Source organism: Aureibacillus halotolerans (assembly GCF_004363045.1).
GTDB lineage: Bacteria > Bacillota > Bacilli > Bacillales > DSM-28697 > Aureibacillus > Aureibacillus halotolerans.
Window position 1 is genome coordinate 35,882 of record NZ_SNYJ01000015.1, and the last position, 24,952, is coordinate 60,833.

The window sequence follows — 24,952 nt, forward strand, 5'->3', positions numbered from 1 at the left end:
TGAATGAGATGACGTCAATGAACACCTCACGAATTAGTGGGTTGGCAAGTGGGATAGATACGGAGCAAATTATTCGTGATCTAATGAAAGCAGAACGTATTCCAATGGACAAGCTATTTCAGAAAAAAACCGTTCTGGAGTGGCAACGAGACCAATACCGTGAAATGAATACGAAGCTGCTTGCGCTAAGAGACGCGACTTTTGACATGAAGCTTTCGAGCACATTCAGTTCACGTAACGTGTCGTCTTCCAACTCAGAGTTCGTTAGTGCGACTGCAAATTCTACGGCATCCCTCTCTTCTTTTACAATTTCGTCTATTGAACAGCTTGCCACTGCTGCACAACGATTGAGTACAACATCGATTGAAAAGGATGGTACGACACTAGAATTAGATCAATCCCTTTGGTCACAAAGAAATTCCCTTGATGGGATGACATCTGGCCATTGGAAAGCAGGAAGTGTCGAGTTTGCCTCGCAAGTTACAGACGAAGCTGGCAAGACCTTTTCATTTCTAAAAGGGGACATCAAGGTCGTCGATGGGGTGGCAGAAGCGACAGTTGAAGCGAACGGGAAATCGTATACCGTCGTGACGGATAAGGCTGCGGAGGATTTAACAACTAACGAGGTTTTGCTTGATGCAGAAACAGGCGAGCTGACCTTTGGAGAGACGATTGAAGCGAGCTCGCAAATCTCTGTTAATTACGTTGTAAATGAACGTACTGACAGTTTTACCGCTGCAGAAGGTTCATATGAATTTCAATTGACGAAAAAGTCAATTGCCGGCGAAGCTGATGCCAATGGCGTGCTTTCATCTGTCACAGTGACGGTTGATGGGCAAGAGTACACGGTGTATACCGACCCAGCAGACCTAACGAATAGTGGGAACGAGGTCGTTTTAAATCAAGCGACAGGTGAGCTGACATTCTTGGACTCCGATGAAAACGTGAAGAAAGACGCGAAAATTGAAGTCACCTATCAACAAAACTATACTTCCGTTGGATTCGGTGTGCACGATGAAAAAGGCAATGAGCAGAAAACGACATTGTTCATACAAGGCAGCGACAGCTTTACTACTATGATGAATCAAATGAATCGTTCAGATACTGGTGTTCAAGCGTTTTATGATGAATTCACAGGACGTTTTTCTCTGAGCCGTTCCGTTGCAGGCGATTACAACAAAACCGGTGATGAGCTAAGCTTGTATGGTGGTTTTCTCACAGATGTGTTAAAGCTTGGTGTTGAAACGGGTGGCGTCAATGCGAAATTCACCATCAATGGAATTGAAACCGAGCGGACAAGCAATCAGTTTCTAATGAATGGCGTTGAATTTCAATTAAAAGGGACCTTTACGGAGACGGATCCAGCTGTTCGATTAACCGTTTCAAACAATACAGAAGATGTATTTACACGCATTAAAGAATATGTCGAAAAGTATAACGAAGTGGTCGACGCTTTAAATGGAAAATTGACCGAAAAACGCCATCGTGATTTCCAACCGCTCACTGACGAGCAGAAGGAAGGAATGTCGGAAAGACAGATTGAGCTTTGGGAGGAAAAGTCTCAGAGTGGTCTTCTCAGAAGTGATCCAATTTTTAGTGGAGCTTTGTCCGCGATGCGTATGGATTTGTATGGCAAAGTGTCTTCCATGAACATTGATTCGGCGTATGATCATTTATCTGAAATAGGCATTACGACGTCGGCCGATTACTTGTCAGGTGGGAAGCTTATCATTAATGAAGCTGAGTTAAAGGAAGCGTTGCAAACAGATCCTGAATCAGTCAAAGAGTTGTTTCTTGCGGACGGTGAAACCGATAGCCAACGCGGCATTGCACAACGTCTATATGACACATTAGACGGTTACATGAGCCGTATCACTGAAAAAGCAGGGAAATCGACGCAAACGAATGACCAATTTAGCTTAGGAAAACAGCTGGATGATATGGAAGATCGTATGATTCGTTTCGAAGATCGGTTGCAAATGGTCGAGAACCGATATTATCGACAATTCACGGCAATGGAGATGGCGATTCAGCGTGCGAATCAGCAATCGGCATACTTGATGAGTCAATTTAGTGGGGCGTAAAACAAACGTCCTAAAATAGAAAGGTGGTGGATCTGTTATCGACCTAATGTTTAGCACGTCGTTAAACATTGAGTCGACAGCAGAAGCAACGATGTCGATACAGAACCCATACCAAGCATATCAGCAAAATAGTGTAACAACGGCGTCTCCTGGTGAGCTGACACTAATGCTGTACAACGGATGTTTAAAATTTATTGGTCAAGCAAGAAACGCTATAAAAAATGGGGAGCAGGCTCGGAAAAATGAAGCGCTGCTGAAAGCACAGAAAATTATTTCAGAGCTAAGTGTAACGCTTCGTGGAAACGATGATTTGGCAGGTCAAATGCAGTCGATGTATGAGTACATCAATCATCAGCTCGTGCAGGCAAATACAAACAACAGCGAGGCTGCCTTAAATGAAGCAGAACAATATGTCACCGAATTTCGTGACACATGGAAAGAAGTATTGAAAAGCGTCCGCAAACAGCAATTTCAAAAAGGTGGTCAAGCCTAATGGAGGCCGTCATGACCGTTTACAATCTGACACAGGATCTACTTCGCGTCGTAGAACGAACTGTTAAAGAGGACCGGCGAGAAGTCATGATGGAGCATGTCGTACGTTTAATGGACGAAAGAGAGAGTGCCATGATGGAGCTATCTCCGCCGTTTACCAAAAAGGAACAAGAGCTAGGTCAAAAGATCCAGCAAATGAATACAGTCATTCAAGAGCAGCTGCAGAGTCACTTAACAAATGTTCAGCATGATTTACGCAAGGTGAAGCGTCAGCGAACAAACGAAAAGACATACGCATCCCCTTATGAAACGGCGGTTGACGGAGCATTTTTTGACCACCGGAAATGAGATAGACCTAGTCGAAAAAAATTTCTTCAGCGGCGTGATTTTGTAGATTATACCCACTTCAGCACTTTTATCGTTGAAGATGGTTTTTGCACAGTGAAAGTTGACTTTGTAAAGAAGAAAGCAGTTTATCCTCATTCGAGAGGGGACTGCTTTTTCTCTTTAAGCTTTATCATGAGTTAGTCTCATCCGACAGATCGATTAGAATTTGCAAGAACAGGACAATCTACCTCTGCATTTATCCTACGAAGCAGATGATCTCCGGGCACCAGGTAATATGGTCCTGCATGAAACGATGCACTAACTTGCCTTGAATAAAAACAATCTACGCAGAAACATACTTTAACATAGTCAAAATACGCAATCTCCTGCGGGAACAGCGCGAGCTGAAGATCCCGGAGGAAAGCAAGATTCCGAGGAAGCTGAAGCCGTGCCCGTGGAAAGCGAAGTATTTTGACGAAGTGGTCGTGTTTTCTTTTCACCTTGAAGGGCACAAGTACAACAGCGACTCAGAAGTGCCTCTCGTCGTGATTTCTACGCCATGTTTACGTGTTCTCGATGGTAAGAGGAGCCGTCTCTTTGATCAATGAGGATGAATAAATTCAACAGATTTTATTTTTTGAATAAATCCTATTTGACATTTTTTTTAGACTTCTGTTATAGTTGCTTTAGGATTTAACGATTCGTAAGTTGAAGGGAATGGGATAAATGGAAGGTAGAGTAAAATGGTTTAACGCAGAAAAGGGATTTGGCTTTATTGAAAGAGAAGGTGGAGACGACGTTTTTGTACATTTCTCCGCAATTCAAGAAGAAGGCTTCAAAAGCATTGACGAAGGACAAGAAGTTGAATTTGACATTGTCGAAGGTAGCAGAGGTCCTCAAGCTGAAAATGTTGTAAAAAGATAATAACGTACGATGAGGTTTTTAAAACCTTTAAGAAACGTGCCAGTCGATGAACTATCGACTTGGTGCGTTTTTTTTATTCATTTTTTCATCCTTGTAATGGCAATTTTAAGCGTACTTACATCTTAAGAGCACAAGCTAATCAAACCACAGTCCGGGCATGAGACAATGTAAGATTGTTATAGTCCACTATTTGCCATGTGTGAATTCATTATGGAATCGTCCTTTTTTAGTTTGATGAAGGGTTTTTTGTGGTATTAAAGAAATAGTAAGGTAAAGCATTAGAAGCAATAGATATCTAAGGAGGGGTTTATTCATGCAATATAATATTCGTGGAGAAAACATAGAAGTGACAGACGCACTTAAAACCTATGTAGAAAAGAAAGTGAGCAAACTCCAAAGATATTTTGAACAGCCAATCTCTGAAGTTCATGTGAAACTAAAGGTGTACAATGATGAACAGCATGTTGAAGTGACGATTCCAATGTCTCGCCTGCTTTTACGTGCAGAGGAAATCAATACTGACATGTATGCTTCGGTGGATCTCGTTGTTGATAAGCTTGAGAGACAAATCCGTAAGCATAAAACGAGAGTTAACAGGAAGTATCGGCAGGAAGGCTCTCCTAAGCATCTGTTTGCGGATAGTGAAGCCGCTTCCGACACCGCTTTAAAGGCGACTACAGAAGAAGAGCTGGATGATGATTTGTTTGAAGTTGTACGGACAAAGCGTTTTAATCTAAAGCCGATGGATTCAGAAGAAGCCATCCTGCAAATGAATATGCTAGGTCATACATTCTTTGTTTTTACGAATGCCATCACAAACGTGACCAATGTAGTGTACAAACGTAAAGATGGTCGATATGGCTTAATTGAACCGAATTAAAATAATACCTATTATAAAGCCCGCATTTTCTTCTTTAGGGGAGAAAATGCAGGCTTTTTTATCGCCTATTTTTATTGTGTCACTCATTCGTGCTAGCGAATGTTGCCTTGTTGGCACACAACGACAGAAAGTGGTAAGATAATGTGTATATGTGATGAACAGAGGAGCGTATGAACATGATAGGCATACTCAAAAAAGTATTCGGTGATGGAAACCAACGAATGATTAATAAACATCAGAAAGAAGTTGAACAAATCGAAGCTTTGGCTGACGACTTTAAACAACTTACTGACGAACAGCTGCGTGGAAAGACGACAGAGTTAAAGGCACGGCTTGAAAAAGGCGATTCACTTAGGTCGGTTTTACCTGAAGCGTTTGCGACCGTTCGCGAAGCAGCAACACGTGTGCTTGGTTTAACACCGTACCCTGTCCAAATCCTTGGTGCAATTGCCCTTCATGAAGGCAATATCGCTGAGATGAAAACCGGGGAAGGAAAAACGCTTGCGGCGACTATGCCAGCTTATTTAAATGCCCTTAGCGGTGAAGGTGTTCATATTGTGACAGTCAACGACTATTTGGCAAGTCGTGATGCGGAAGAAATGGGCAAGCTATTTGAATTTCTTGGTCTGACGATTGGGTTAAATAGAAATGGACTGTCTAAAGAAGAAAAACGAACACAGTATGCAGCTGACATAACATATGGGACGAACAATGAATACGGGTTTGATTACTTGCGTGACAATATGGTCATGTACCCCCATGAGAGAGTTCAACGCCCATTAAATTTCGCCATCATTGATGAAGTTGACTCCATTTTAATTGATGAAGCGAGAACACCGTTGATCATTTCGGGATCTGCACGAAAATCGGCCAATCTTTATCTTCAGGCCAATATGTTTGTCTCACGGTTAAAACATGAGGAAGACTATACGTATGATGTAAAAACAAAAAGTGTTCAGTTGACAGAAGAAGGCATTAATAAAGCAGAGAAAGCGTTCCATATCGAGAACTTGTTTGACATGGTGAACGCTCTGTTATTCCACCATATTAATCAAGCGATGCGTGCGAATGTGAGCATGCACCGTGACACGGATTATGTTGTTCAAGAGGGTGAAGTGGTCATTGTAGACCAATTCACTGGCCGTTTAATGAAAGGACGTCGTTATAGCGATGGACTTCATCAGGCGATTGAGGCGAAGGAAGGTCTCGATATTCAAAATGAGAGCATGACGCTTGCGACCATTACATTCCAGAACTACTTCCGGATGTACAAAAAGCTTTCCGGGATGACGGGGACAGCAAAAACAGAGGAAGAGGAATTCCGCAACATCTACAATATGCACGTCGTTGCAATTCCAACAAACCGTCAGATTACGCGGTTGGATCAGCCAGATGCTGTGTATAAATCAATCGAAGGCAAGTTCAATGCCGTCGTTGAGGAAATTGCCTTAAAACATAAGTCGGGGCAGCCTGTACTTGTTGGTACAGTGGCTATCGAAACGTCAGAGGTCATTTCAAAGCTACTAAAACGAAAAGGCGTGCCACACCATGTGCTCAACGCCAAAAATCATGAAAGTGAAGCCGAAATCATTGAACGTGCTGGTGAACGAGGAGCTGTGACGATAGCGACAAACATGGCAGGCCGTGGAACCGACATTAAACTAGGTGAAGGCATTTATGATCTTGGTGGACTTGTGGTGATTGGTACTGAACGCCATGAAAGTCGTCGGATTGACAATCAGCTCCGAGGCCGCTCAGGACGTCAAGGGGATCCAGGAGAAACTCGATTCTACCTATCCATGGAGGACGAGCTTATGCGTCGCTTCGGGTCAGACAACATGCGCAACATGATGGACCGCCTTGGCATGGATGATGAGTCGCCGATTGAGAGCAAGCTTGTAAGCCGTGCAGTGGAATCTGCGCAGAAACGCGTTGAGGGCAACAACTTTGACGCTCGGAAACAGATTTTGCAATACGATGATGTGCTCCGACAGCAACGGGATGTTATTTACAAGCAACGTAATGATGTGTTGTCTTCAGATGACCTTAATGAGATTGTGTTACGCATGATTCAATCGACGATCGAGCGCTCTGTTGAAGTCCACACGGCATCCGATATTGATGAGGAATGGAACCTGCAGTCGGTTGCAGATTACGTAAACGGTACGCTCTTTGAAGATGGGGCCATCTCTGAGAAAGATTTGGCTGGCAAAGAGCCTGACGAAATGGTCGAGCTACTGATGACAGAAGTGAAAAAACGTCTCCAAGACAAAGAAGAGCAAATGGAAACGGAGCAAATGCGCGAGTTTGAGAAGGTCATTTTGCTGCGTTCTGTCGATCAGAAATGGATGGATCATATCGACGCAATGGATCAGCTCCGACAAGGGATTCACTTGCGTGCGTACGGTCAAACAGATCCGTTGCGTGAGTATCAAATGGAAGGCTTCGCAATGTTTGAGCAGATGATCGCTTCGATTGAAGAGGATGTCAGTAAATACATTATGAAAGCTCAAATTCGTAGCAACCTTGAACGTGAACCAGTGGCTGAAGGACAGGCTGTACACCCTAAGCAGGGAGAAAACGAGAAAGCCAAGCCAAAGCCTGTGAAGAATGAGATGAAAATAGGAAGAAATGACCCTTGTCCATGCGGCAGCGGAAAGAAATACAAGCAGTGCTGCGGGCAAAATAGCCAAACACAGTAAAGACAGGTGGAATAGATGATGGACATGGCAGAAACGAAACAACTTCTCGAAAAACTTGAGGCAAGGCTTCAAGATTTCAGGGGGTCTCTTTGACCTCGCTGGCAAAGAAAAAAAGATCGCTGAATTAGAAGAGGTTATGGCGCAACCGGAATTTTGGAATGACCAGCAGGAAGCGCAAAAGACGATTAACGAAACGAATGCCCTTAAGGACATTGCGGGGAAGTTTAGCGAATTACAAGAGGTCTATGAAAATCAACAGATCTCCTATGAGCTTGTTAAAGAAGAAGATGATGAAGAGCTGCGTCTTGATCTTGAAAAAGAGCTCACACAATTGAATAAAGACTTTAATGAATTTGAATTGGAGCTTTTATTAAGTGAGCCTCATGATAAAAATAATGCCATTTTAGAGCTGCATCCAGGCGCTGGAGGCACGGAATCCCAAGACTGGGCATCCATGTTGCTACGGATGTACACACGTTGGGCTGAGCGACGAGGTTTTAAGGTAGAAACGCTCGACTATCTGCCTGGTGAGGAAGCTGGTGTGAAAAGCGTTACGCTTATGATTAAAGGCCACAATAGTTACGGGTATTTGAAAGCCGAGAAAGGTGTTCACCGCCTTGTTCGTATCTCGCCTTTTGATTCTTCTGGGCGCCGTCATACGTCCTTCGTTTCGTGTGAGGTCATGCCAGAGTTTAATGATGAAATTGAAATTGATATTCGAACCGAGGATATAAAAGTGGATACGTATCGTGCTAGTGGGGCTGGCGGTCAGCACGTCAATACGACCGACTCTGCTGTGCGAATTACCCACGTGCCTACAAACAGTGTAGTTACCTGTCAGTCCGAGCGGTCTCAAATTAAAAACCGTGACCATGCGATGAAAATGCTGAAGGCCAAGCTGTATCAATTGAGAATTGAGGAACAAGAAAAAGAGCTTGCGGAAATCCGTGGCGAACAAAAGGAAATCGGTTGGGGCAGCCAAATTCGCTCCTATGTCTTCCACCCATACTCTATGGTCAAGGATCATCGTACGAACGTTGAAGTAGGCAATGTGCAAGGTGTCATGGATGGTGACATTGACTCCTTTATCGATGGCTATTTACGATCACGTCTCGGTGAATAAAGACAATAAATCAAAAATCCGAACGACTACGAGATTCTATTAGTAGAATTCCGTAGATTCGCTCGGGTTTTTCTTTGTTTAAAAAATACGTTTGGCTTAAGTGTCCACAACGACAAAATAAATGGATAAAGAGTTTACTTTCATTCAAATGTTACATTTATGATACACAACTTTCGAATCGATGTTGGGCTATGCCCTTTAGGGTGCAAAGAAATACGACCGCTTCGTCAAAATACTTCGCGTTCCGCGGGCACGGCTTCAGCTACCTCGGAAAGCAAGCTTTCCGAGGGGATCTTCAGCTCGCGCTGTTCCACCCTAAAGGGTACAAGTGCAACATCGACTCAATAATACTTCGTCGTGTTTTCTTTGCCGCAGGAGTCTACGTATTTTGACTACGCTGATGTATGTTTCTGCGTAATTTGTTTTTGTTTGGTCCCGTTCTCGTCTAACGAGTAAGAAAGCGTGTTTAAAAGTTTCGCATCCAAACAAGAAAAATAGGCGCATCGTTTCATGCAAAGTTATATCACTTAGTGCAGTATTGATGCAGCGGTAACTTATGTTTAGAAAACTTGTGTAGAGCCAAAAATCACCTTCACATTGGCTGTGCTTGATTTAATGGAACGTGACATAGATCAATGGACCACTCCAAAACAACGCCTGCTGTATTCGAAAATATAGAGGTGTCAATGTTCGCGATTCTGTATTTTTAAAAGGTATTGAAGCTGCCTACTACAAGTTAGATCACTAAATAAGTCTTTTGTTAATTCATGTCACAAAAAAATGATTGCATCATTAAAAGCTATCACTAGCGAGACTGCAGCGGCAAAGAAATCACGACGAGGTCTTCTCGAGTCGATGATTCACTTGTGCTCTTCAGGGTGTAAGCAAGCTTATGCAGCTTGTATAAAAAGCAACCACAACAGTAAATTGCACGGTTTACCAAGTTATATCTATGGTGTTTGCCAAATGTAAGGTGCGAAAGTTGAGTAAGATAAAATAAATTTCTTTTCAGCGGTAACGGATTTTTATTAGGCATTCACAAAATTGAAACAAACCGTTAAAGGCAATGGTATAGCGCATTTATGGTGTTTTGAGTAGAGGACGACCAATCTTCATGGTTTTAAACAAACGGGAGTCGGTTATAATAAAAGGGTATAGTACTATGATTTGGAAAAGGGGAGCACAATGAAAAAAGAACTGATGGCATTGTTGTTTGGGACAACTCTAGTGTTAGCAGCTTGCGGCGGAGGAAGCGGCGAAGAGGATCAAGCACCTTCTGACGATACTTCGGACACGACCGAACAAGCAGACGACAACGATGGTGATTCTGCTTCAGGAGCGGATGCAGACACGACCGCTGTAGCAGAGGAAGTGTTTGCACAAAACTGTGCGTCTTGCCACGGCAGTAATTTAGAAGGCGGCATGGGGCCAGCCCTCTCAGAAATTGGGGCAAAATACAGCGAAGATGAAATTTTGAACATAATTAAAGAAGGTCCAGGCAACATGCCTAAAAATGCAGCGGAAGGCGCAGATGCTGAAGCTGTTGCAGCATGGTTGGCGGGTAAAAAATAAACTGCTGGCATAGATACGAATTTTCCAGACAAAACTGTCTCTTTTGAGGCAGTTTTTTTTGTGGTTTTCGCGCGCTGTTCCTGAATTTCTTCACTATTCTACAAAATTACCGAAATACCTTATATGAAATGAAAATGTAACAAATTACGACATTATTTTTCTAGTGATCAATGGTATAATGTAAACTGCATATCTGGTTAAAGAGTTGCGTTCGTCTACGGCGAGTTATTACAAGGACGTCATTGATGCATTTCTACATCAATAGACATTTCAGAGAAATTCAGGAGATGAACGATGATTAAAATGAAGGAAGTACATAAGACGTATGGCAACGGAGTCGTTGCACTTTCAGGGATATCTGTTGATATACAACAAAGCGAATTTGTCTATATCGTTGGTCCGAGCGGTGCAGGAAAATCGACATTTATGAAAATGATGTACCGTGAGGAAAAGCCCACATCAGGAACCATTGAAATTAATGGGGTCGACCTTAAAACAATTAAAGATCGCCAAATTCCTCAGCTGAGACGAAATATTGGCGTTATCTTTCAGGATTTTAAGCTTCTACAAACACTTACAGTCTATGAAAATATTGCTTTTGCTCTTGAAGTAACAGAGGAGTATCCGAAACAGATAAAACGTAAAGTGATGGATGTTCTTGATCTAGTAAGGCTAAAACACAAGGCGCGTTTTTTGCCTCATGAGCTTTCTGGAGGGGAGCAGCAACGAGTATCGATTGCGCGTTCCATCGTTAATCGGCCAAAAGTGGTCGTTGCTGATGAACCTACGGGGAATCTTGATCCTGCCACGTCCTGGAGTATTATGGACGTGTTAGAAGAGATTAATGACCGTGGAACGACAGTGTTAATGGCTACGCATAATAAAGAAATCGTAAACACCGTAAAAAAGCGCGTCATCGCGGTCGAAAATGGTCGCATTGCCAGGGACGAGCTACGAGGAGTGTACGGTTATGAAAGCTAGAACCCTAGGCAGACACATGAAAGAAGGCCTGAAAAACCTGGGGCGGAACGGCTGGATGACCTTTGCCTCCATTTCGGCAGTAACCGTAACACTATTATTGGTAGGGACATTTCTTATCTTCCTGTCCATTTTTAATTCGACAGCTGACTCGGTTGAACAGGACGTCACGCTTCAGGTGCTCATCGATTTGGAAGCGACGACTGAACAGATGGAGGTCCTGGAAAACAATATTAGGGAGCTATCCAGGGTTGGCTCGGTTGAGTATTCCTCTAAGGAAGAAGAGCTTGACCGGTTTATCGAGGATTTAGGTGAGCAAGGAAAAGCCTATGCAGGCATGAAACAAAGGGGTGAGAACCCTTTGAATGATGTCTTCTATGTAAAGCCAAACGTACCGCGAGATATAAATCTCGTTCAACAGTCGATTGACGAAATGGATCACGTGTTTGAAACGCATTATCGAGAGAGCACAGTTAACAGATTGTTTACGTTTATGGAGTATGCTCGCTATACAGGAATTGCTCTAACCATTGGTCTTTTATTTACAGCGATGTTTCTCATATCAAACACGATCAAAATTACGATCATCTCACGACGAAAAGAAATTGAAATTATGAAGCTTGTCGGAGCAACCAATGCATTTATAAGATGGCCGTTTTTCTTGGAAGGTTTGTTTTTGGGCGTATTAGGTGCTTTAGTGCCTATTTTAGCTCTTGGAACCGGGTATTATTACTTAGTCGGAATCCTCATTGATCAATCCATTATTGTTTTGCCAGAGTTAACCTCATTAATTTCTTCATTAACACTTATCTTAATTGGCCTCGGTGTAGTGATTGGTGTCTGGGGAAGCTTGGTGTCCGTGCGAAAGTTCTTAAAAGTGTAATTCAAGACGAAAGCCTGTCAACCATGACAGCACGTAGGTTATTTTCAAGGCATTTAGGACGTTTCTAAGTGCTGAAAGGAGCAGGGTGCACTCGTGAAAGTTTTGGTAAAAGCTCTCGCTATGATATCCATAGCATGTCTTATGATTTCCTCAGGACCACTAGACGTAGCCCATGCAGCAAATACCGAGCTGCAGAACAAAATGAAACAAAATCAGCAACAACAAAGTGAAGTTAATGATTCACAACAAAATACAGATGAAGATCTCAGTGAAAACCAGGGCGAACAATCGAAGGTCGACCAACAAATTCGTGCCCTCGATGAAAAAATCTCAGCATTGTCTAAGCAAATTCGTACAAAAGAAACGGAGATTGCCGATACAAAGGCTGCTATTAAAGCCTTGCAAGAGGAAATCGCTGAGTTGAAAGAACGAATTAAAGAACGCGATGCAATCCTGAAGCAAAAGCTACGATCTATTCAGCAGAATGGCGGACAGCTTAACTATTTGGATGTGTTGGTTGGAGCAAGTGACTTTTCCGAATTTGTCACGAGAGCCAATAATGTTAGTCGAATTGCAGAATTTGACAAAAACATGATGGATCAGCAAATTGCAGACAAAGAAGCGCTTGAAGTGAAAGAAAATGAAGTTCAGCTGAAGCTTGAGAATCTTGAAGAACAACTTGCAGAGCTTGAAACTCTCAACCAGCAGTTGAACGTGCAACGTGAAGAGAAAAGCAAGCTTATGGAGCAGTTGCAGGTTGAAGAGCATGCGCTTCATGAGAAAAAGCAATCCCTTGAAGAAGAAGAAGCGATTCTAAAAGCACAGGAAGCCGCTATCCAAACGGAGATTCAGAACTGGGAGCGTCAAGAACGATTGCGCAAACAACGTGAAGCAGAGGCGAGAGCAGCTGCTGAAAGAGCAGCCGCTGCAAGGAACTCAAACCAGCCGTCAGCGTATAGCGGTGGAGGAGAGAAACCTCCAGTAACATCTGGAATGTTCATGCGCCCAGCGAACGGCCCGGTGACTTCTGAGTATGGAATGCGTTGGGGAGAATTGCACGCAGGCATTGACATTGGCAAACGTGGCGGTCATGTTCCGGCAGTCGCTGTTGCAGATGGAACTGTTTTTCGCTCGTATTACTCAAGCTCGTATGGTAATGTAGTATTTGTCACCCACAACATTAACGGTCAGGTGTATACGTCCGTTTATGCGCATATGGAAAATCGAACGGTAAGCTCTGGAACTTCAGTATCAAAAGGAGATACGTTAGGTTATTTAGGAAATACTGGTTACTCGCTAGGCGCCCATTTGCATTTTGAACTGCATGTTGGTCCTTGGAACGGACGGAAGTCCAATTCGGTCAATCCGAGAAGCTACATTAACTTCTAAATGGAAGCAATCCTAGAATGAGATAAAGTATATCCGCATATAGTACAATCAATAGCTGTGGAAAGCATCGCACGACTGTGTGGTGCTTTTTGCACATCTGAAGAAATTTGAAGGTTTGGCAGATGTAAAAAAGGAGGTCTACCAATGAAAATCAAAATGAGTGCAGCGGTCGCTCTAATGATCCTGTGCCTCTTCCTTGGTGCAGGTGGTACATACTGGGCCGTAGGGGATACGATGAAAGAAAAAGCAGCTGCGTATGACAAGCTTGCCTCTAGTCAGGATTCTACGGCAACTGAGCAAGCCGATAATGGAGAAGACGCTGCCCTGCAATTTCAAAAACTACAGCAGGTGTACAATTCCATTGAAGCGAATTATGTAGAGGACGTGTCTGGCCAGGAATTAATGGATGGTGCCATCCAAGGTATGGTCGGTTCACTAGAAGACGACTTTTCAGCCTACATGGATGTTGAATCATCCCAGCAGCTCATGGAATCATTAGAATCCTCCTTTGAAGGAATTGGTGCAGAGGTCAGCATGATGGATGGACGTGTAACCATCGTATCGCCAATCAAAGATTCACCTGCAGAAAAAGAAGGGCTCATGCCTAATGACAAAATCATTAGCGTGGACGGTGAACCTTTAGATGGCCTGTCACTTCAGGAAGCAGTAAATAAAATTAGAGGCGAAAAAGGCAGTGTCGTGACCCTTGAGATCTTAAGAGCTGGGTCGAGCGAAACTGTGGATGTTGAAGTAACTAGAGATACAATTCCGATTGAAACCGTTTATTCTAGAACCGAAACTGTCGATGGAAAAGCTATCGGTGTAATTGAAATTACCTCATTCGCTGAGGAGACGGCAGCTGACTTCGCTGCACAGCTTGAAGCATTAGAAGCTGAAGACATTGAAGGACTTGTCATTGATGTCCGCGGAAATCCAGGTGGATATTTGCAAAGCGTTGTAGATATTGCGGGAGAGATTATTCCTAAAGATGACCCTTTTTTACAAGAAGAAAACAGAAATGGGGAGAAGACTCCGTATTTCACCGACTTAACAGACGCGAAGCCTTATCCAATTGTAGGCCTAATTGATAGAGGAAGCGCCTCTGCTTCAGAGATTCTAGCCGGTGCACTTAAAGAAAATGCGGGATACGAGCTTGTTGGTGAGTCTTCGTTTGGAAAAGGCACTGTACAAAAGGTTATTCCTCTTGAAGACGGCAGCAGTCTGAAATTGACGATGCAAAAATGGTTAACACCGGATGGAAATTGGATTCACGAGAAAGGCATTGAGCCAACGATTCCAGTTGAACAGCCAGCTTACTATTATACGCATCCATTGGCCATTGAAGAGCCACTGAAGCAAGATTCTACAGGTAGTGCGATTGAAAACGCACAGCTGATGTTAAAAGGTTTAGGCTTCGATCCTGGACGCACAGATGGTTATTTTTCAACGGAAACGACAAGTGCGGTCAAAGCGTTTCAACAGGAAAATAACATCGAAGCAAGCGGTGAACTAACGGCAGAGACAGGTGAACTGTTGCAACAAAGCCTAGTTGAAAAGATTCGTTCTCAAGAAGGAGACAAACAGCTGGACAAGGCGCTTGATGTGGTATCGCAATAAGCTTCCTCGTCACTTCAGGCTGTTGGCAACCGCTCGCGCCTAGCCTTGTCCGGAGCACATTGCCATCGTGGCAACTCCTCATTGGACAAGGTTTTGCGTTGTGTCAATTAGCTTTTTACAGAGAATAGAAGCAATGCTGTCTGCACTCTGATGTCTTTGCTCTTGGAGGTGCTAAAGTGGAATACGTAATTGAAGGTTTGTTCGGAATCGGCGGCTTTTTTCTTCAACCATTGCTTTATGTGCTTATCCTCGCTGCCGCGATCCAAGGGTGGTGGCGCGTTCAGCGAGAGCGACGAATGTTTAACACGCGTATACAAGACGCCATACACGAGCTCTTGCACTTGCTTTGGCCATCATCTCTAGCAGCTTTAGTCGTGAGTGCAGTAGTGTTGCTTTTTGGTGTTGGCGTTGAAACCAATGCATTATGGTTATTTTCCTTGCTTGTAGGCATTGTGGCGTTGTGTGGCGGAAGTGGATTTTTATCGGCAGCCTATACGTTCAGCGTACTGATTTTTTTAGGATGGACAGGGCAAGTAAGTGGTCTGGTACCAGACTGGATGTTTATTTCGCCGGCAACAACCCTTTCATTAGCGCTACTGATGGCACTGCTTCTTTGGGCAGAGTGGTGGCTCATCCGCAGGAAACAAACGGCCTCGGCCTCGCCTACGATCCATCGAAGTAAGCGAGGAAAATGGAAAGGGAGACAAAGCGTGAAGCGAGTATGGCTGCTCCCTGTCATGCTGCTCGTTCCTAGTGGCGAAGGCGTGCTTGCCTTTGGAGATTACTGGCCATTGCTTTCATTGCCCATTGTTCCTGATTTCCCAGTGCATTTTCTACTATTTCCTCTTCCGATTGGCTTACATACAAGTGTTGAAGGTGTCGCAAAGCCCCAACTCAAAGATGGGCTATCACAAAAGGTTGCTTGGTTGGCCTTATTCGTCAGTGCTTTGGCAATAGGTGCGCTATATTTTCCTCTTCTCAGCTTGCTCGCTGCCATTATTGCCATTGGTGGTCGCTTAACTATTACGATGGTTAGTCGAAACAATGACCGCAGGAAAAGCCCATATTATACAATTTCTAATGAGGGTTTGCGTGTTCTGGCTATCCTGCCAGGCACACCGGCAGAGGATATGGAGATTCTAGTAGGTGAGTTGATACAGCGCGTCAATGACCAGTCTGTGACGTCGGAAAATGAGTTTTATGACGCCCTACATATCAATCGGGCCTATACAAAAATGCAGGTGAGCGATCAACGAGGAGAGCCTCGATTCGTCCAACGCGCTTTTTTTGAAAACGATCATTACTCACTAGGTCTTCTTTTTGTTCCTGCTGACAAGGAAGTCCCTACTGATATCGATGAATAGATCCGAAAAGCAAAGCGATCACAACCATCAAGTAAGATGGAAACGATCGCTTTGTTTTTATTTTGTGCGTTAAGTTGTATACACAATAGAATAAAATTTCATTTTGCGATCCTTAAATGGGTATGTTATCCTTGGGTTTGAAAGCGCTTACTTAGAAAGGGGACCCAAAATGAAACGTAACTTTTTTATCGCAGCGCTGTTAATGATCAGTTTTAGTTTAGTAGCTTCTGGATGTTCTTCGGCGCCAACAGTGGGAACTGGAGGAGGCGAGATAAAGGAGCTAACCTTTACCGCGTGGGGCAATCCTGCAGAGCTTGACGTGTATCAACGTGCAGTGGATGAGTTTAATGAGCTGGAGGACGGTATTGAGGTCACCCTTGTCCCTTCCCCTTCTGGAACGTATGATCAGTCGCTCGTTACACGATTGCAAGGGGGGCAAGCACCGGATGTTTTTTATATAAGCGACACACAAATTGGCTTCCTTGTGAACAACGACACGCTGCTGCCACTTTCAGAGTTTTTGCAGAGCGATCAAAGCTATGTCGATTTGACTGAATTTCCAGATACAGTTTGGGGGCCAGCTAAAATGGAAGGAACCATTTACGCGCTTCCTCCTGACACGAACCCCAATCTGTTGTATTACAACGAAACGATCTTTGAAGAGCTGGGCATCCCCTCACCGCAGCAATTCTATGAAAATGGAGAGTGGACTTGGGACACGTTTACAGAGGTGGCAGAGCAATTAAAAGCTGGTGGGAAATATGCCTTTGTCCAGGATGCGAACGCCACAGGCATTTACAATTGGGTGTGGGCGAATGGCGGACAAATGTTTGATGAGGAAGGCAATGTTGTGATCGATAAAGACCCGAAAACAGAAGAAGCCTTTCACTACATGCGCTCTCTTATCGACAATGACTATGCGATGTTTGCTGGATCACTTCCACAAGGGCAAGGACAAGAAGCGTTGTTTTTGTCGAAACAGGTGGCTATGGTCGCGGCTGGGAGATGGCTAACGCCAATGTTTCTCGAGGCTGAGAATTTGGAATTTGATTATGTGCCATTTCCAACCAATGGTGATGTGGAGCAAAAATCGTTTATTTCAATCGCTTATATGGGCGTCAATAAAGACACGCCCTATCCAGAAGCTGCCAAGAAATTTGCGAGCTTTTACACATCGACTCGAGGACAAAAGGTGCGGCTTTCAGATAACGGAAATGCCGTTCCATCTGTAAACACATTAGATGACATTATTGAAGGCGCACCGCCTGAGCATGCTTACTATTTAAACCAATCTCGGAAACATGGACAAGTGCTAAATCATGAAGCGAGGATTCCCAGTTTGTCCGTAGAGCTTCAAGATATTTATGAGTTGATGTTCATACAGGAAAAAAGTGTAGAAGAGACATTAAAAGACGCCGGAGAGATGGCACGCTTTATGAAGAAAGCACAGGCTGAGGATTTAGAGGACTAAGGAGGAAATGTTATGCACAATCGATCGCGTCGAAAATGGGGGTACTTGCTAATTGCCCCGCAACTCATTGGGCTGATTGCTTTTTCATTTATTCCTTTATTGTTTGCTTTCGGATTAAGCTTAACGGATTGGAATGGTTTTGGTTCACCAGAATTTGTTGGCATAGAGAACTTTATTCTTCAATTTCAAAACCCAGCCTTTAAAACAGCACTTGAGAACACATTGTATTATTCATTACTCTATATACCAACGAGTATTTTTCTAGCCCTGCTTGTTGCGCTTGCTTTAAATAATAGTAAAGGCAAAAGCGTTTACCGTTTTTGCTTCTTCGCTCCAGTTGTCACGAGTTCTGTATCCATCTCGGTGATCTGGATGTGGATTTACAATGCAGAGATCGGCATTATCAATCAATTTCTAGCGAACTTTGGCATCAATGGACCCGACTGGATTTCGAGCACAACCTGGGTCATCCCTTCCATTGCCATCCTCAGTATTTGGTGGCAACTCGGCTACAACATGGTCATCTTTTTAGCAGGACTAAAAGGCATTTCCAAAACATACTATGAAGCCGCAGAAATGGACGGTGCCTCACCGATTCGCAAGTTTTTCACTATTACGCTACCTTTGCTTTCCCCAACCACTTTTTTTGTGGCGATTATGAGTGTCATCACATCGTTTCAGGTCTTTGATCAAGCTTTTGTTATGACGAATGGAGGACCAGGGAAGGGGAGCTACACGCTTGTGTTTCATGTGTACGATTCTGCCTTTCGTAAGTTCGACTTTGGAGCAAGTGCCTCCGCAGCGGTCATTTTATTTGTTTTCATTTTAATCTTTACACTCATTCAGTTTGCAGGGTCGAAAAGGTGGGTTCACTATGAGGGCTAAAACGACAGAATTGGATCGTGTTAACGAACAGACTCAGACACAATCACAAACGAGGCGTGTGCGCGGGGGACGCATTCTGCTACACATCATCCTTATCGTTGCGTCTTCCCTTATGGTCGCTCCATTTTTATGGATGGTGTTAAGTTCCTTTAAAACTTTTGCCGAAATTGTTTCTGTTCCTCCAACGCTTATTCCTTCCCAATTTATTTGGGAGAATTTCACGAATTCACTTCAGGCGATGCCTTTTGGTCGCGCCTATTTCAACTCGTTTTATATTTCTATCCTTGTTGTGGGGACACAGATGATCACGGCCTCAATGGCAGCCTATGCTTTCGCAAAATTGTCCTTCCCTGGTCGAGAAGCGTTGTTTTTGCTGTTTCTATCCACAATGATGGTGCCGATGCAAGTGACATTGATTCCGCTTTATCTAATTATGGAATGGTTGGGGTGGCTCAACACCCATCTTTCTGTCATTGTACCAAACGCGATTTTTAATGCCTTCGGTGTGTTCTTGCTTCGCCAATTTATCCGAGGCATTCCAGATGATGTCGAAGAAGCCGCTGTTATTGATGGAGCAAATCCAATGCGCATATACTGGCATGTGATCTTGCCGCTCGTTCGACCAGCGCTTGCCGCCTTTGGCATCTTTGCGTTCATCCAAATTTACAATAACTTTATTCAGCCACTCGTCTTTCTTTCTTCACCAGAGCTGTACACCGTGCCATTGCTCCTGAATTATTTTAAAGGGCTATACGCAGCGGATTGGGCTCTGCTCATGGCAGGGACGACAATCTCAGTCGTTCCGGTCCTACTGGTGTATGTCTTTGCGCAACGGCAGATTATTGAAGGGATAGCGTTAACCGGTAGCAAAGGATGAGCGTTTATAGCTAGGGGAATTTATTAAAGCGACGTAGCTTTCTTGAGAAGGAAGAAGAGAAGGAGACCAATCCAAAAAGTACCATGGGGATTGGTCTCTTTTTCATTTTCTTGGAAATCAACGGTATCGGGTTTGTCGAATCTCATCCACGGGCAAAATAAATGACAGAGCACGTCGTCTGGTTTGCCATAAGGATGGTCATCTTAACGAATGGATTCCCAAATTCACGATCATTGGGATGAACAAGAGACAATTACCGTGCTGCTTCTATACGAGTTCCAAGATTGAACCGTACAGTCTAAACTGAAAAAACAAGAACGATGAGACATTCATTTGAAGTGAAAAAATGGGTTTTTTTATACGAATACCCGTTCGTTTATTTTTGTTGTTATTCACTTTGTTGTGATACAATAGGTACATTATGAAGAGTTGAAATGGAGGGACATGCACTGTGCGTCAGCTTGAAGTCGTATCAAAATATAGCCCACAAGGGGACCAGCCCAAAGCCATTGAAGCATTAGTTAAAGGACTTCAAGAGGGAAAGCGGCACCAAACTTTACTAGGTGCAACAGGGACAGGTAAAACGTTTACGATGTCCAATGTCATTCAAGAAGTGAATAAACCGACGCTTGTGATCGCGCATAATAAAACCCTTGCAGGTCAGCTATATAGTGAGTTCAAAGAGTATTTTCCAAATAACGCCGTCGAATATTTTGTTAGCTATTATGATTATTATCAGCCAGAGGCCTATGTTCCTTCAACTGATACGTTTATAGAGAAAGATTCAAGCATTAACGACGAAATCGATAAGCTTCGCCACTCGGCAACCAGCTCATTATTTGAACGGCAGGATGTCATTATTGTGGCAAGTGTTTCCTGTATCTATGGTTTAGGTTCACCTGAAGAATATCGCGAAATGGTCTGTTCATTACGCGTTGGTCAAGCGATAGAACGCAATCAGTTGCTTCGTAAGCTGGTTGATATTCAATATGCACGCAATGATATTGATTTCCAGCGCGGCACTTTCCGTGTCCGTGGAGACATTGTTGAAATTTTTCCGGCGTCCCATGATGAGCACTGCTTGCGTGTAGAGTTTTTTGGCGACGACATCGATCGTATTCGCGAGGTTGATGCGCTCACAGGTGAAGTGCTCGGAGAACGAGAACACGTAGCCATTTTCCCAGCCTCCCACTTCGTTACACGTGAAGAAAAAATGAAAGTGGCGATTGAACGCATCGAATCTGAGCTCAAGGACCGGTTGGCAGCTATGCATGAGGCAGGGAAGCTATTAGAAGCGCAACGACTTGAACAACGGACGAATTATGACCTGGAAATGATGCGGGAGATAGGCTTCTGCTCCGGCATTGAAAACTATTCACGTCATTTGACGCTCCGTGAAGCAGGATCAACCCCATATACATTGCTCGATTATTTTCCTGAAGACTTTTTGCTGATGGTTGATGAGTCACATGTGACGTTGCCGCAAATCCGTGGCATGTTTAATGGAGATAAAGCGAGGAAGCAGGTGCTCGTAGACCATGGGTTTCGTTTGCCTTCTGCCATGGATAACCGTCCATTAACCTTCGAGGAATTCGAAGAAAAGTCTCATCAGCTCGTCTATGTGTCTGCCACTCCTGGGAATTATGAGCATGAGCATGCCCCAGACTATGTCGAACAAATTATTCGTCCAACAGGTCTGGTAGATCCACTCGTTTCGATTCGTCCAATTGAAGGGCAAATTGATGATTTACTTGCTGAAATTCGAATACGTACAGAGCAAAATGAGCGTGTACTCGTCACAACGCTGACGAAAAAGATGTCGGAGGACCTAACCGATTACTTAAAGGATGTGGGTGTGAAGGTTGCGTATTTGCATTCAGAGATTAAGACGTTAGACCGTGTAGAAATTATCCGCGATTTGCGTGTTGGCAAGTATGACGTACTCATTGGGATCAATCTGCTGAGAGAAGGTCTTGATATCCCAGAAGTGTCGCTTGTGACGATTCTTGATGCAGACAAACAAGGGTTTCTACGCTCTGAACGCTCGCTTATCCAGACGATGGGGCGAGCGGCGCGTAATGCAAACGGACACGTCATCATGTATGCTGACAAAATGACGGATGCGATGACAGTAGCGCTTGATGAAACTGCCCGTCGACGAAAGCTTCAGGAAAAATACAATCAGGAACACAATATTGTTCCACAAACGATACAAAAAGAGATTCGCGGATTGATTCAAGCAACAATGGTTGCAGAGGAAGACGCAAATTACAGTGCAGAAAAATCGGTGAAAAAGCTCACGAAGAAAGAAAAGCAGCGTGTCATTGAACAAATGGAACATGACATGAAGGAAGCCGCAAAAGCCCTCGATTTCGAGAAGGCTGCCGAGCTTCGTGATGCGCTTCTTGAGCTTAAAGCGGAGGGATGAGCCTGATGGCAACAGATAAAATAGTAATTAAAGGGGCGCGTGCCCACAATCTGAAAAACATTGATGTTACCATTCCGAGAGACAAGCTCGTCGTTATGACTGGTTTGTCTGGATCTGGGAAATCATCGCTTGCGTTTGATACAGTTTATGCAGAAGGGCAGCGACGGTATGTTGAATCGTTATCCGCTTACGCACGTCAATTTTTAGGACAGATGGACAAGCCGGATGTTGATTCTATTGAAGGTCTTTCTCCTGCAATCTCCATTGACCAGAAAACCACGAGTAAAAACCCTCGTTCAACGGTGGGAACGGTTACGGAGATTTATGATTATCTTCGCCTCTTGTTTGCGCGCGTTGGGCGACCAGTCTGTCCCAATCATGATGTTGAAATTACCTCGCAAACCGTTGAGCAGATGGTCGACAGGTTGATGGAATATCCTGAGCGGACAAAAATGCAAGTATTGGCGCCAATAGTCTCTGGCAAAAAAGGCATGCATGCAAAAGTGCTAGAGGATATAAAAAAACAAGGGTATGTTCGTGTGCGTATCGACGGCGTCATGATGGATGCGGATGAGGAGATTTCGCTTGAGAAAAATAAAAAGCACGACATCCAAGTGGTCATTGATCGTGTGGTTGTCAAAGACGGTCTTGCTTCGCGCCTTGCCGATTCTTTAGAGACCGCCTTACGTTTAGGTGAAGGTCAGGTGATGATAGATGTTATTGATGACGAAGAAATTTTGTTTAGCGAGCATCACGCCTGTCCCCTTTGTGGCTTTTCCGTTGGAGAATTAGAGCCACGCTTGTTTTCTTTTAATTCACCGTTTGGGGCCTGTCCATCCTGTGATGGTTTAGGCAATCGACTTGAGGTTGATGTCGATTTGATTGTTCCAGACCCTTCTAAGACGTTAAAAAAGCATGCTATTGCTGTTTGGGAACCAACAAGTTCACAATATTATCCGGAGCTTCTGAAGAGTGTATGCGATCATTTTGGCATTGATATGGACGTTCCATTCCATTCATTGACGAGCAAAGAAAAGGACATTCTTCTTAAAGGAAGCGGCAAAGAAAAAATTTATTTTCGTCATGAAAATGATTTTGGACGTGTTCGTGAGCAATATATTCATTTTGAGGGCGTCATTAAGAATGTCGAGCGACGCTATCGTGAAACGAGCTCTGATTACATTCGTGAGCAAATGGAGAAATACATGTCACAAAAGCCATGCCCAACTTGCAAAGGGCATCGTTTGAAAAAAGAAGCTCTTGCGGTCAAGGTGAATCATCGACACATCAGTCAAGTAACCAACCTTTCCATCCGAGAGTCGGCGGAATGGGTGGAGACGCTTGAACTCACAGAGAAAGAAACACAAATCGCCAAGTTAATCGTTCGTGAAATATCAGAGCGCTTAAACTTCCTCGTCAATGTCGGACTTGAATACTTAACAATGAGTCGGGCTTCTGGTACTTTATCCGGTGGAGAGGCTCAGCGTATCCGGCTTGCTACACAAATCGGATCACGCCTTTCTGGTGTGTTGTACATTCTCGATGAGCCATCCATTGGCCTTCATCAACGAGATAACGACCGGCTAATTACGACGCTTCAATCAATGAGAGACCTGGGAAATACGTTAATTGTTGTCGAGCATGATGAGGACACAATGCTGGCTGCGGATTATTTAATCGATGTTGGACCTGGTGCGGGCGTCCATGGCGGCCAAATCATCGCCAGTGGTACCCCACAAGAGGTTATGAAAATGGAGCAATCGTTGACAGGACAGTATCTTTCTGGCGATCGTTTTATTCCACTCCCAACAACGCGTAGGCAGGCTGATGGTCGGGTCATTGAAGTAAAGGGTGCGTCAGAAAACAATTTGAAGAATGTAGACGTCTCCTTCCCGCTTGGCATGTTCACGTGTGTCACTGGTGTGAGTGGCTCGGGGAAAAGTACGCTTGTCAATGAAATACTCTATAAAAATTTGGCTCAAAAGCTGAACAAAGGAAAAATTAAGCCAGGTGCCTTTAAAGAAATGACCGGTTTGGATCACCTCGACAAGGTGATTGATATTGATCAATCACCGATTGGTCGGACGCCACGTTCAAATCCTGCCACCTATACAGGTGTTTTCGATGACATTCGCGATGTATTTGCGGCAACAAATGAAGCGAAGGTGCGTGGATATAAAAAAGGACGATTTAGCTTTAACGTAAAAGGCGGACGCTGTGAAGCTTGCCGAGGGGATGGCATCATTAAAATTGAAATGCATTTCCTTCCTGATGTGTATGTGCCTTGCGAGGTTTGTCATGGGAAAAGGTACAATCGTGAAACATTAGAGGTCCAATACAAAGGGAGCAGTATTGCGGATGTTTTAGGGATGACAGTTGAGGATGCGGTCGCGTTCTTTACCAATTTTCCGAAAATCCATCGAAAGCTACAAACCATTTTAGACGTTGGTCTCGGGTATATTACGTTAGGACAACCGGCAACGACTCTGTCAGGTGGGGAAGCACAACGTGTCAAGCTAGCATCTGAGCTGCACAGACGATCTACCGGACGTTCCTTATATATTCTTGATGAACCTACGACCGGACTTCACGTCGATGACATTTCCAGGCTTCTTGTTGTGTTGCAGCGACTCGTTGATAATGGCGATACCGTTCTTGTCATTGAGCATAATCTTGATGTGATAAAAACGGCTGATCATCTGGTCGATCTTGGACCAGAAGGCGGCGACGGCGGTGGTACAATCGTTGCTACGGGGACGCCCGAAGAAATTTCTAATGTAGCAGAATCGCATACGGGCCATTACTTGAAACCTGTATTGAAACGTGATCAGGAGCGGACAGATAGACAAATTAGTACAGCTTCACAGAAAGAAGTGCCTGTAAATACAATGTGAAGTGGAGGACACTTTAAATAGACTGATTTCCAAAAGACTTAGTACGTCTAAGTCTTCAGTAG

Annotated in this window: 18 protein-coding genes; all 18 read left to right on the top strand. The window is 43.9% G+C overall.

The features are described 5' to 3' along the window. The first annotated feature begins 17 nt into the window (after nt 1-17). Entirely contained in the window at nt 18-2,084 is a 2,067-nt protein-coding gene (fliD, locus tag EV213_RS15350; protein ID WP_166639350.1) for a flagellar filament capping protein FliD, read from the top strand. A gap of 91 nt (nt 2,085-2,175) precedes the next feature. After that, nucleotides 2,176-2,577 (top strand): flagellar export chaperone FliS, encoded by a 402-nt coding sequence (gene fliS, locus EV213_RS15355; RefSeq protein ID WP_133581447.1) that lies wholly within the window; start codon nt 2,176-2,178, stop codon nt 2,575-2,577. Continuing rightward, on the top strand, nt 2,577-2,924 hold the full coding sequence (gene fliT / locus EV213_RS15360) for a flagellar protein FliT (protein ID WP_133581448.1): 348 nt from the start codon (nt 2,577-2,579) through the stop codon (nt 2,922-2,924). Before fliS ends, fliT begins: the two co-directional genes overlap by 1 nt. A 705-nt stretch (nt 2,925-3,629) precedes the next feature. Beyond that, complete coding sequence (locus EV213_RS15365; protein ID WP_133581449.1) at nt 3,630-3,827, top strand: cold shock domain-containing protein; 198 nt, start codon at nt 3,630-3,632, stop codon at nt 3,825-3,827. A 313-nt stretch (nt 3,828-4,140) separates the two neighbouring features. Beyond that, nucleotides 4,141-4,707 (top strand): ribosome hibernation-promoting factor, HPF/YfiA family, encoded by a 567-nt coding sequence (hpf, locus tag EV213_RS15370; RefSeq protein ID WP_133581450.1) that lies wholly within the window; start codon nt 4,141-4,143, stop codon nt 4,705-4,707. A 176-nt stretch (nt 4,708-4,883) separates the two neighbouring features. Further along, entirely contained in the window at nt 4,884-7,409 is a 2,526-nt protein-coding gene (gene secA / locus EV213_RS15375; protein WP_133581451.1) for a preprotein translocase subunit SecA, read from the top strand. Between the two features lie 18 nt (nt 7,410-7,427). Then, nucleotides 7,428-8,532 (top strand): peptide chain release factor 2 gene (gene prfB, locus EV213_RS15380; RefSeq protein WP_133581503.1). Its coding sequence is split into 2 segments (ribosomal slippage): nt 7,428-7,499 and nt 7,501-8,532, totalling 1,104 coding nucleotides; the frame shifts between segments, so codons are not numbered across the junction. A gap of 1,185 nt (nt 8,533-9,717) precedes the next feature. Beyond that, nucleotides 9,718-10,104, top strand: coding sequence for a cytochrome c551 (cccB, locus tag EV213_RS15385; RefSeq protein ID WP_133581452.1), 387 nt, complete (start codon nt 9,718-9,720; stop codon nt 10,102-10,104). Between the two features lie 294 nt (nt 10,105-10,398). Continuing rightward, a complete protein-coding gene (gene ftsE, locus EV213_RS15390; protein WP_133581453.1) occupies nt 10,399-11,085 on the top strand; it encodes a cell division ATP-binding protein FtsE in 687 nt (228 codons plus the stop codon). Then, nucleotides 11,075-11,965 carry a permease-like cell division protein FtsX gene (gene ftsX / locus EV213_RS15395; RefSeq protein ID WP_133581454.1) on the top strand — a complete coding sequence of 297 codons (891 nt, stop codon included), beginning with the start codon at nt 11,075-11,077 and terminating at the stop codon, nt 11,963-11,965. The genes ftsE and ftsX overlap by 11 nt, the downstream gene beginning before the upstream one ends. Nucleotides 11,966-12,166: 201 nt before the next feature. Continuing rightward, nucleotides 12,167-13,354 carry a murein hydrolase activator EnvC family protein gene (locus EV213_RS15400; protein ID WP_166639351.1) on the top strand — a complete coding sequence of 396 codons (1,188 nt, stop codon included), beginning with the start codon at nt 12,167-12,169 and terminating at the stop codon, nt 13,352-13,354. A gap of 150 nt (nt 13,355-13,504) precedes the next feature. Continuing rightward, nucleotides 13,505-14,971: a S41 family peptidase gene (locus EV213_RS15405; protein WP_424923065.1), complete on the top strand. Its 1,467-nt coding sequence runs from the start codon at nt 13,505-13,507 to the stop codon at nt 14,969-14,971. A gap of 176 nt (nt 14,972-15,147) precedes the next feature. Beyond that, entirely contained in the window at nt 15,148-16,335 is a 1,188-nt protein-coding gene (locus tag EV213_RS15410) for a PDZ domain-containing protein (protein ID WP_133581456.1), read from the top strand. Between the two features lie 169 nt (nt 16,336-16,504). Continuing rightward, nucleotides 16,505-17,806, top strand: a complete 1,302-nt coding sequence (locus EV213_RS15415) for an ABC transporter substrate-binding protein (RefSeq protein ID WP_133581457.1) — start codon at nt 16,505-16,507, stop codon at nt 17,804-17,806. Between the two features lie 12 nt (nt 17,807-17,818). Continuing rightward, entirely contained in the window at nt 17,819-18,691 is an 873-nt protein-coding gene (locus tag EV213_RS15420; protein WP_133581458.1) for a carbohydrate ABC transporter permease, read from the top strand. Further along, nucleotides 18,681-19,568, top strand: coding sequence for a carbohydrate ABC transporter permease (locus EV213_RS15425; protein WP_133581459.1), 888 nt, complete (start codon nt 18,681-18,683; stop codon nt 19,566-19,568). The genes EV213_RS15420 and EV213_RS15425 overlap by 11 nt, the downstream gene beginning before the upstream one ends. Nucleotides 19,569-20,019: 451 nt before the next feature. Further along, nucleotides 20,020-21,996: an excinuclease ABC subunit UvrB gene (gene uvrB, locus EV213_RS15430; protein WP_133581460.1), complete on the top strand. Its 1,977-nt coding sequence runs from the start codon at nt 20,020-20,022 to the stop codon at nt 21,994-21,996. A gap of 5 nt (nt 21,997-22,001) precedes the next feature. Continuing rightward, nucleotides 22,002-24,890 carry an excinuclease ABC subunit UvrA gene (gene uvrA / locus EV213_RS15435; RefSeq protein ID WP_133581461.1) on the top strand — a complete coding sequence of 963 codons (2,889 nt, stop codon included), beginning with the start codon at nt 22,002-22,004 and terminating at the stop codon, nt 24,888-24,890. Nucleotides 24,891-24,952 lie beyond the last annotated feature (62 nt).

Coding starts and splice junctions, on each gene's coding strand:
- fliD (WP_166639350.1), top strand. CDS start 18: ATGAACACCTCACGAATTAGTGGGTTGGCAAGTGGGATAGATACGGAG.
- fliS (WP_133581447.1), top strand. CDS start 2,176: ATGTCGATACAGAACCCATACCAAGCATATCAGCAAAATAGTGTAACA.
- fliT (WP_133581448.1), top strand. CDS start 2,577: ATGGAGGCCGTCATGACCGTTTACAATCTGACACAGGATCTACTTCGC.
- EV213_RS15365 (WP_133581449.1), top strand. CDS start 3,630: ATGGAAGGTAGAGTAAAATGGTTTAACGCAGAAAAGGGATTTGGCTTT.
- hpf (WP_133581450.1), top strand. CDS start 4,141: ATGCAATATAATATTCGTGGAGAAAACATAGAAGTGACAGACGCACTT.
- secA (WP_133581451.1), top strand. CDS start 4,884: ATGATAGGCATACTCAAAAAAGTATTCGGTGATGGAAACCAACGAATG.
- cccB (WP_133581452.1), top strand. CDS start 9,718: ATGAAAAAAGAACTGATGGCATTGTTGTTTGGGACAACTCTAGTGTTA.
- ftsE (WP_133581453.1), top strand. CDS start 10,399: ATGATTAAAATGAAGGAAGTACATAAGACGTATGGCAACGGAGTCGTT.
- ftsX (WP_133581454.1), top strand. CDS start 11,075: ATGAAAGCTAGAACCCTAGGCAGACACATGAAAGAAGGCCTGAAAAAC.
- EV213_RS15400 (WP_166639351.1), top strand. CDS start 12,167: ATGAAACAAAATCAGCAACAACAAAGTGAAGTTAATGATTCACAACAA.
- EV213_RS15415 (WP_133581457.1), top strand. CDS start 16,505: ATGAAACGTAACTTTTTTATCGCAGCGCTGTTAATGATCAGTTTTAGT.
- EV213_RS15420 (WP_133581458.1), top strand. CDS start 17,819: ATGCACAATCGATCGCGTCGAAAATGGGGGTACTTGCTAATTGCCCCG.
- EV213_RS15425 (WP_133581459.1), top strand. CDS start 18,681: ATGAGGGCTAAAACGACAGAATTGGATCGTGTTAACGAACAGACTCAG.
- uvrA (WP_133581461.1), top strand. CDS start 22,002: ATGGCAACAGATAAAATAGTAATTAAAGGGGCGCGTGCCCACAATCTG.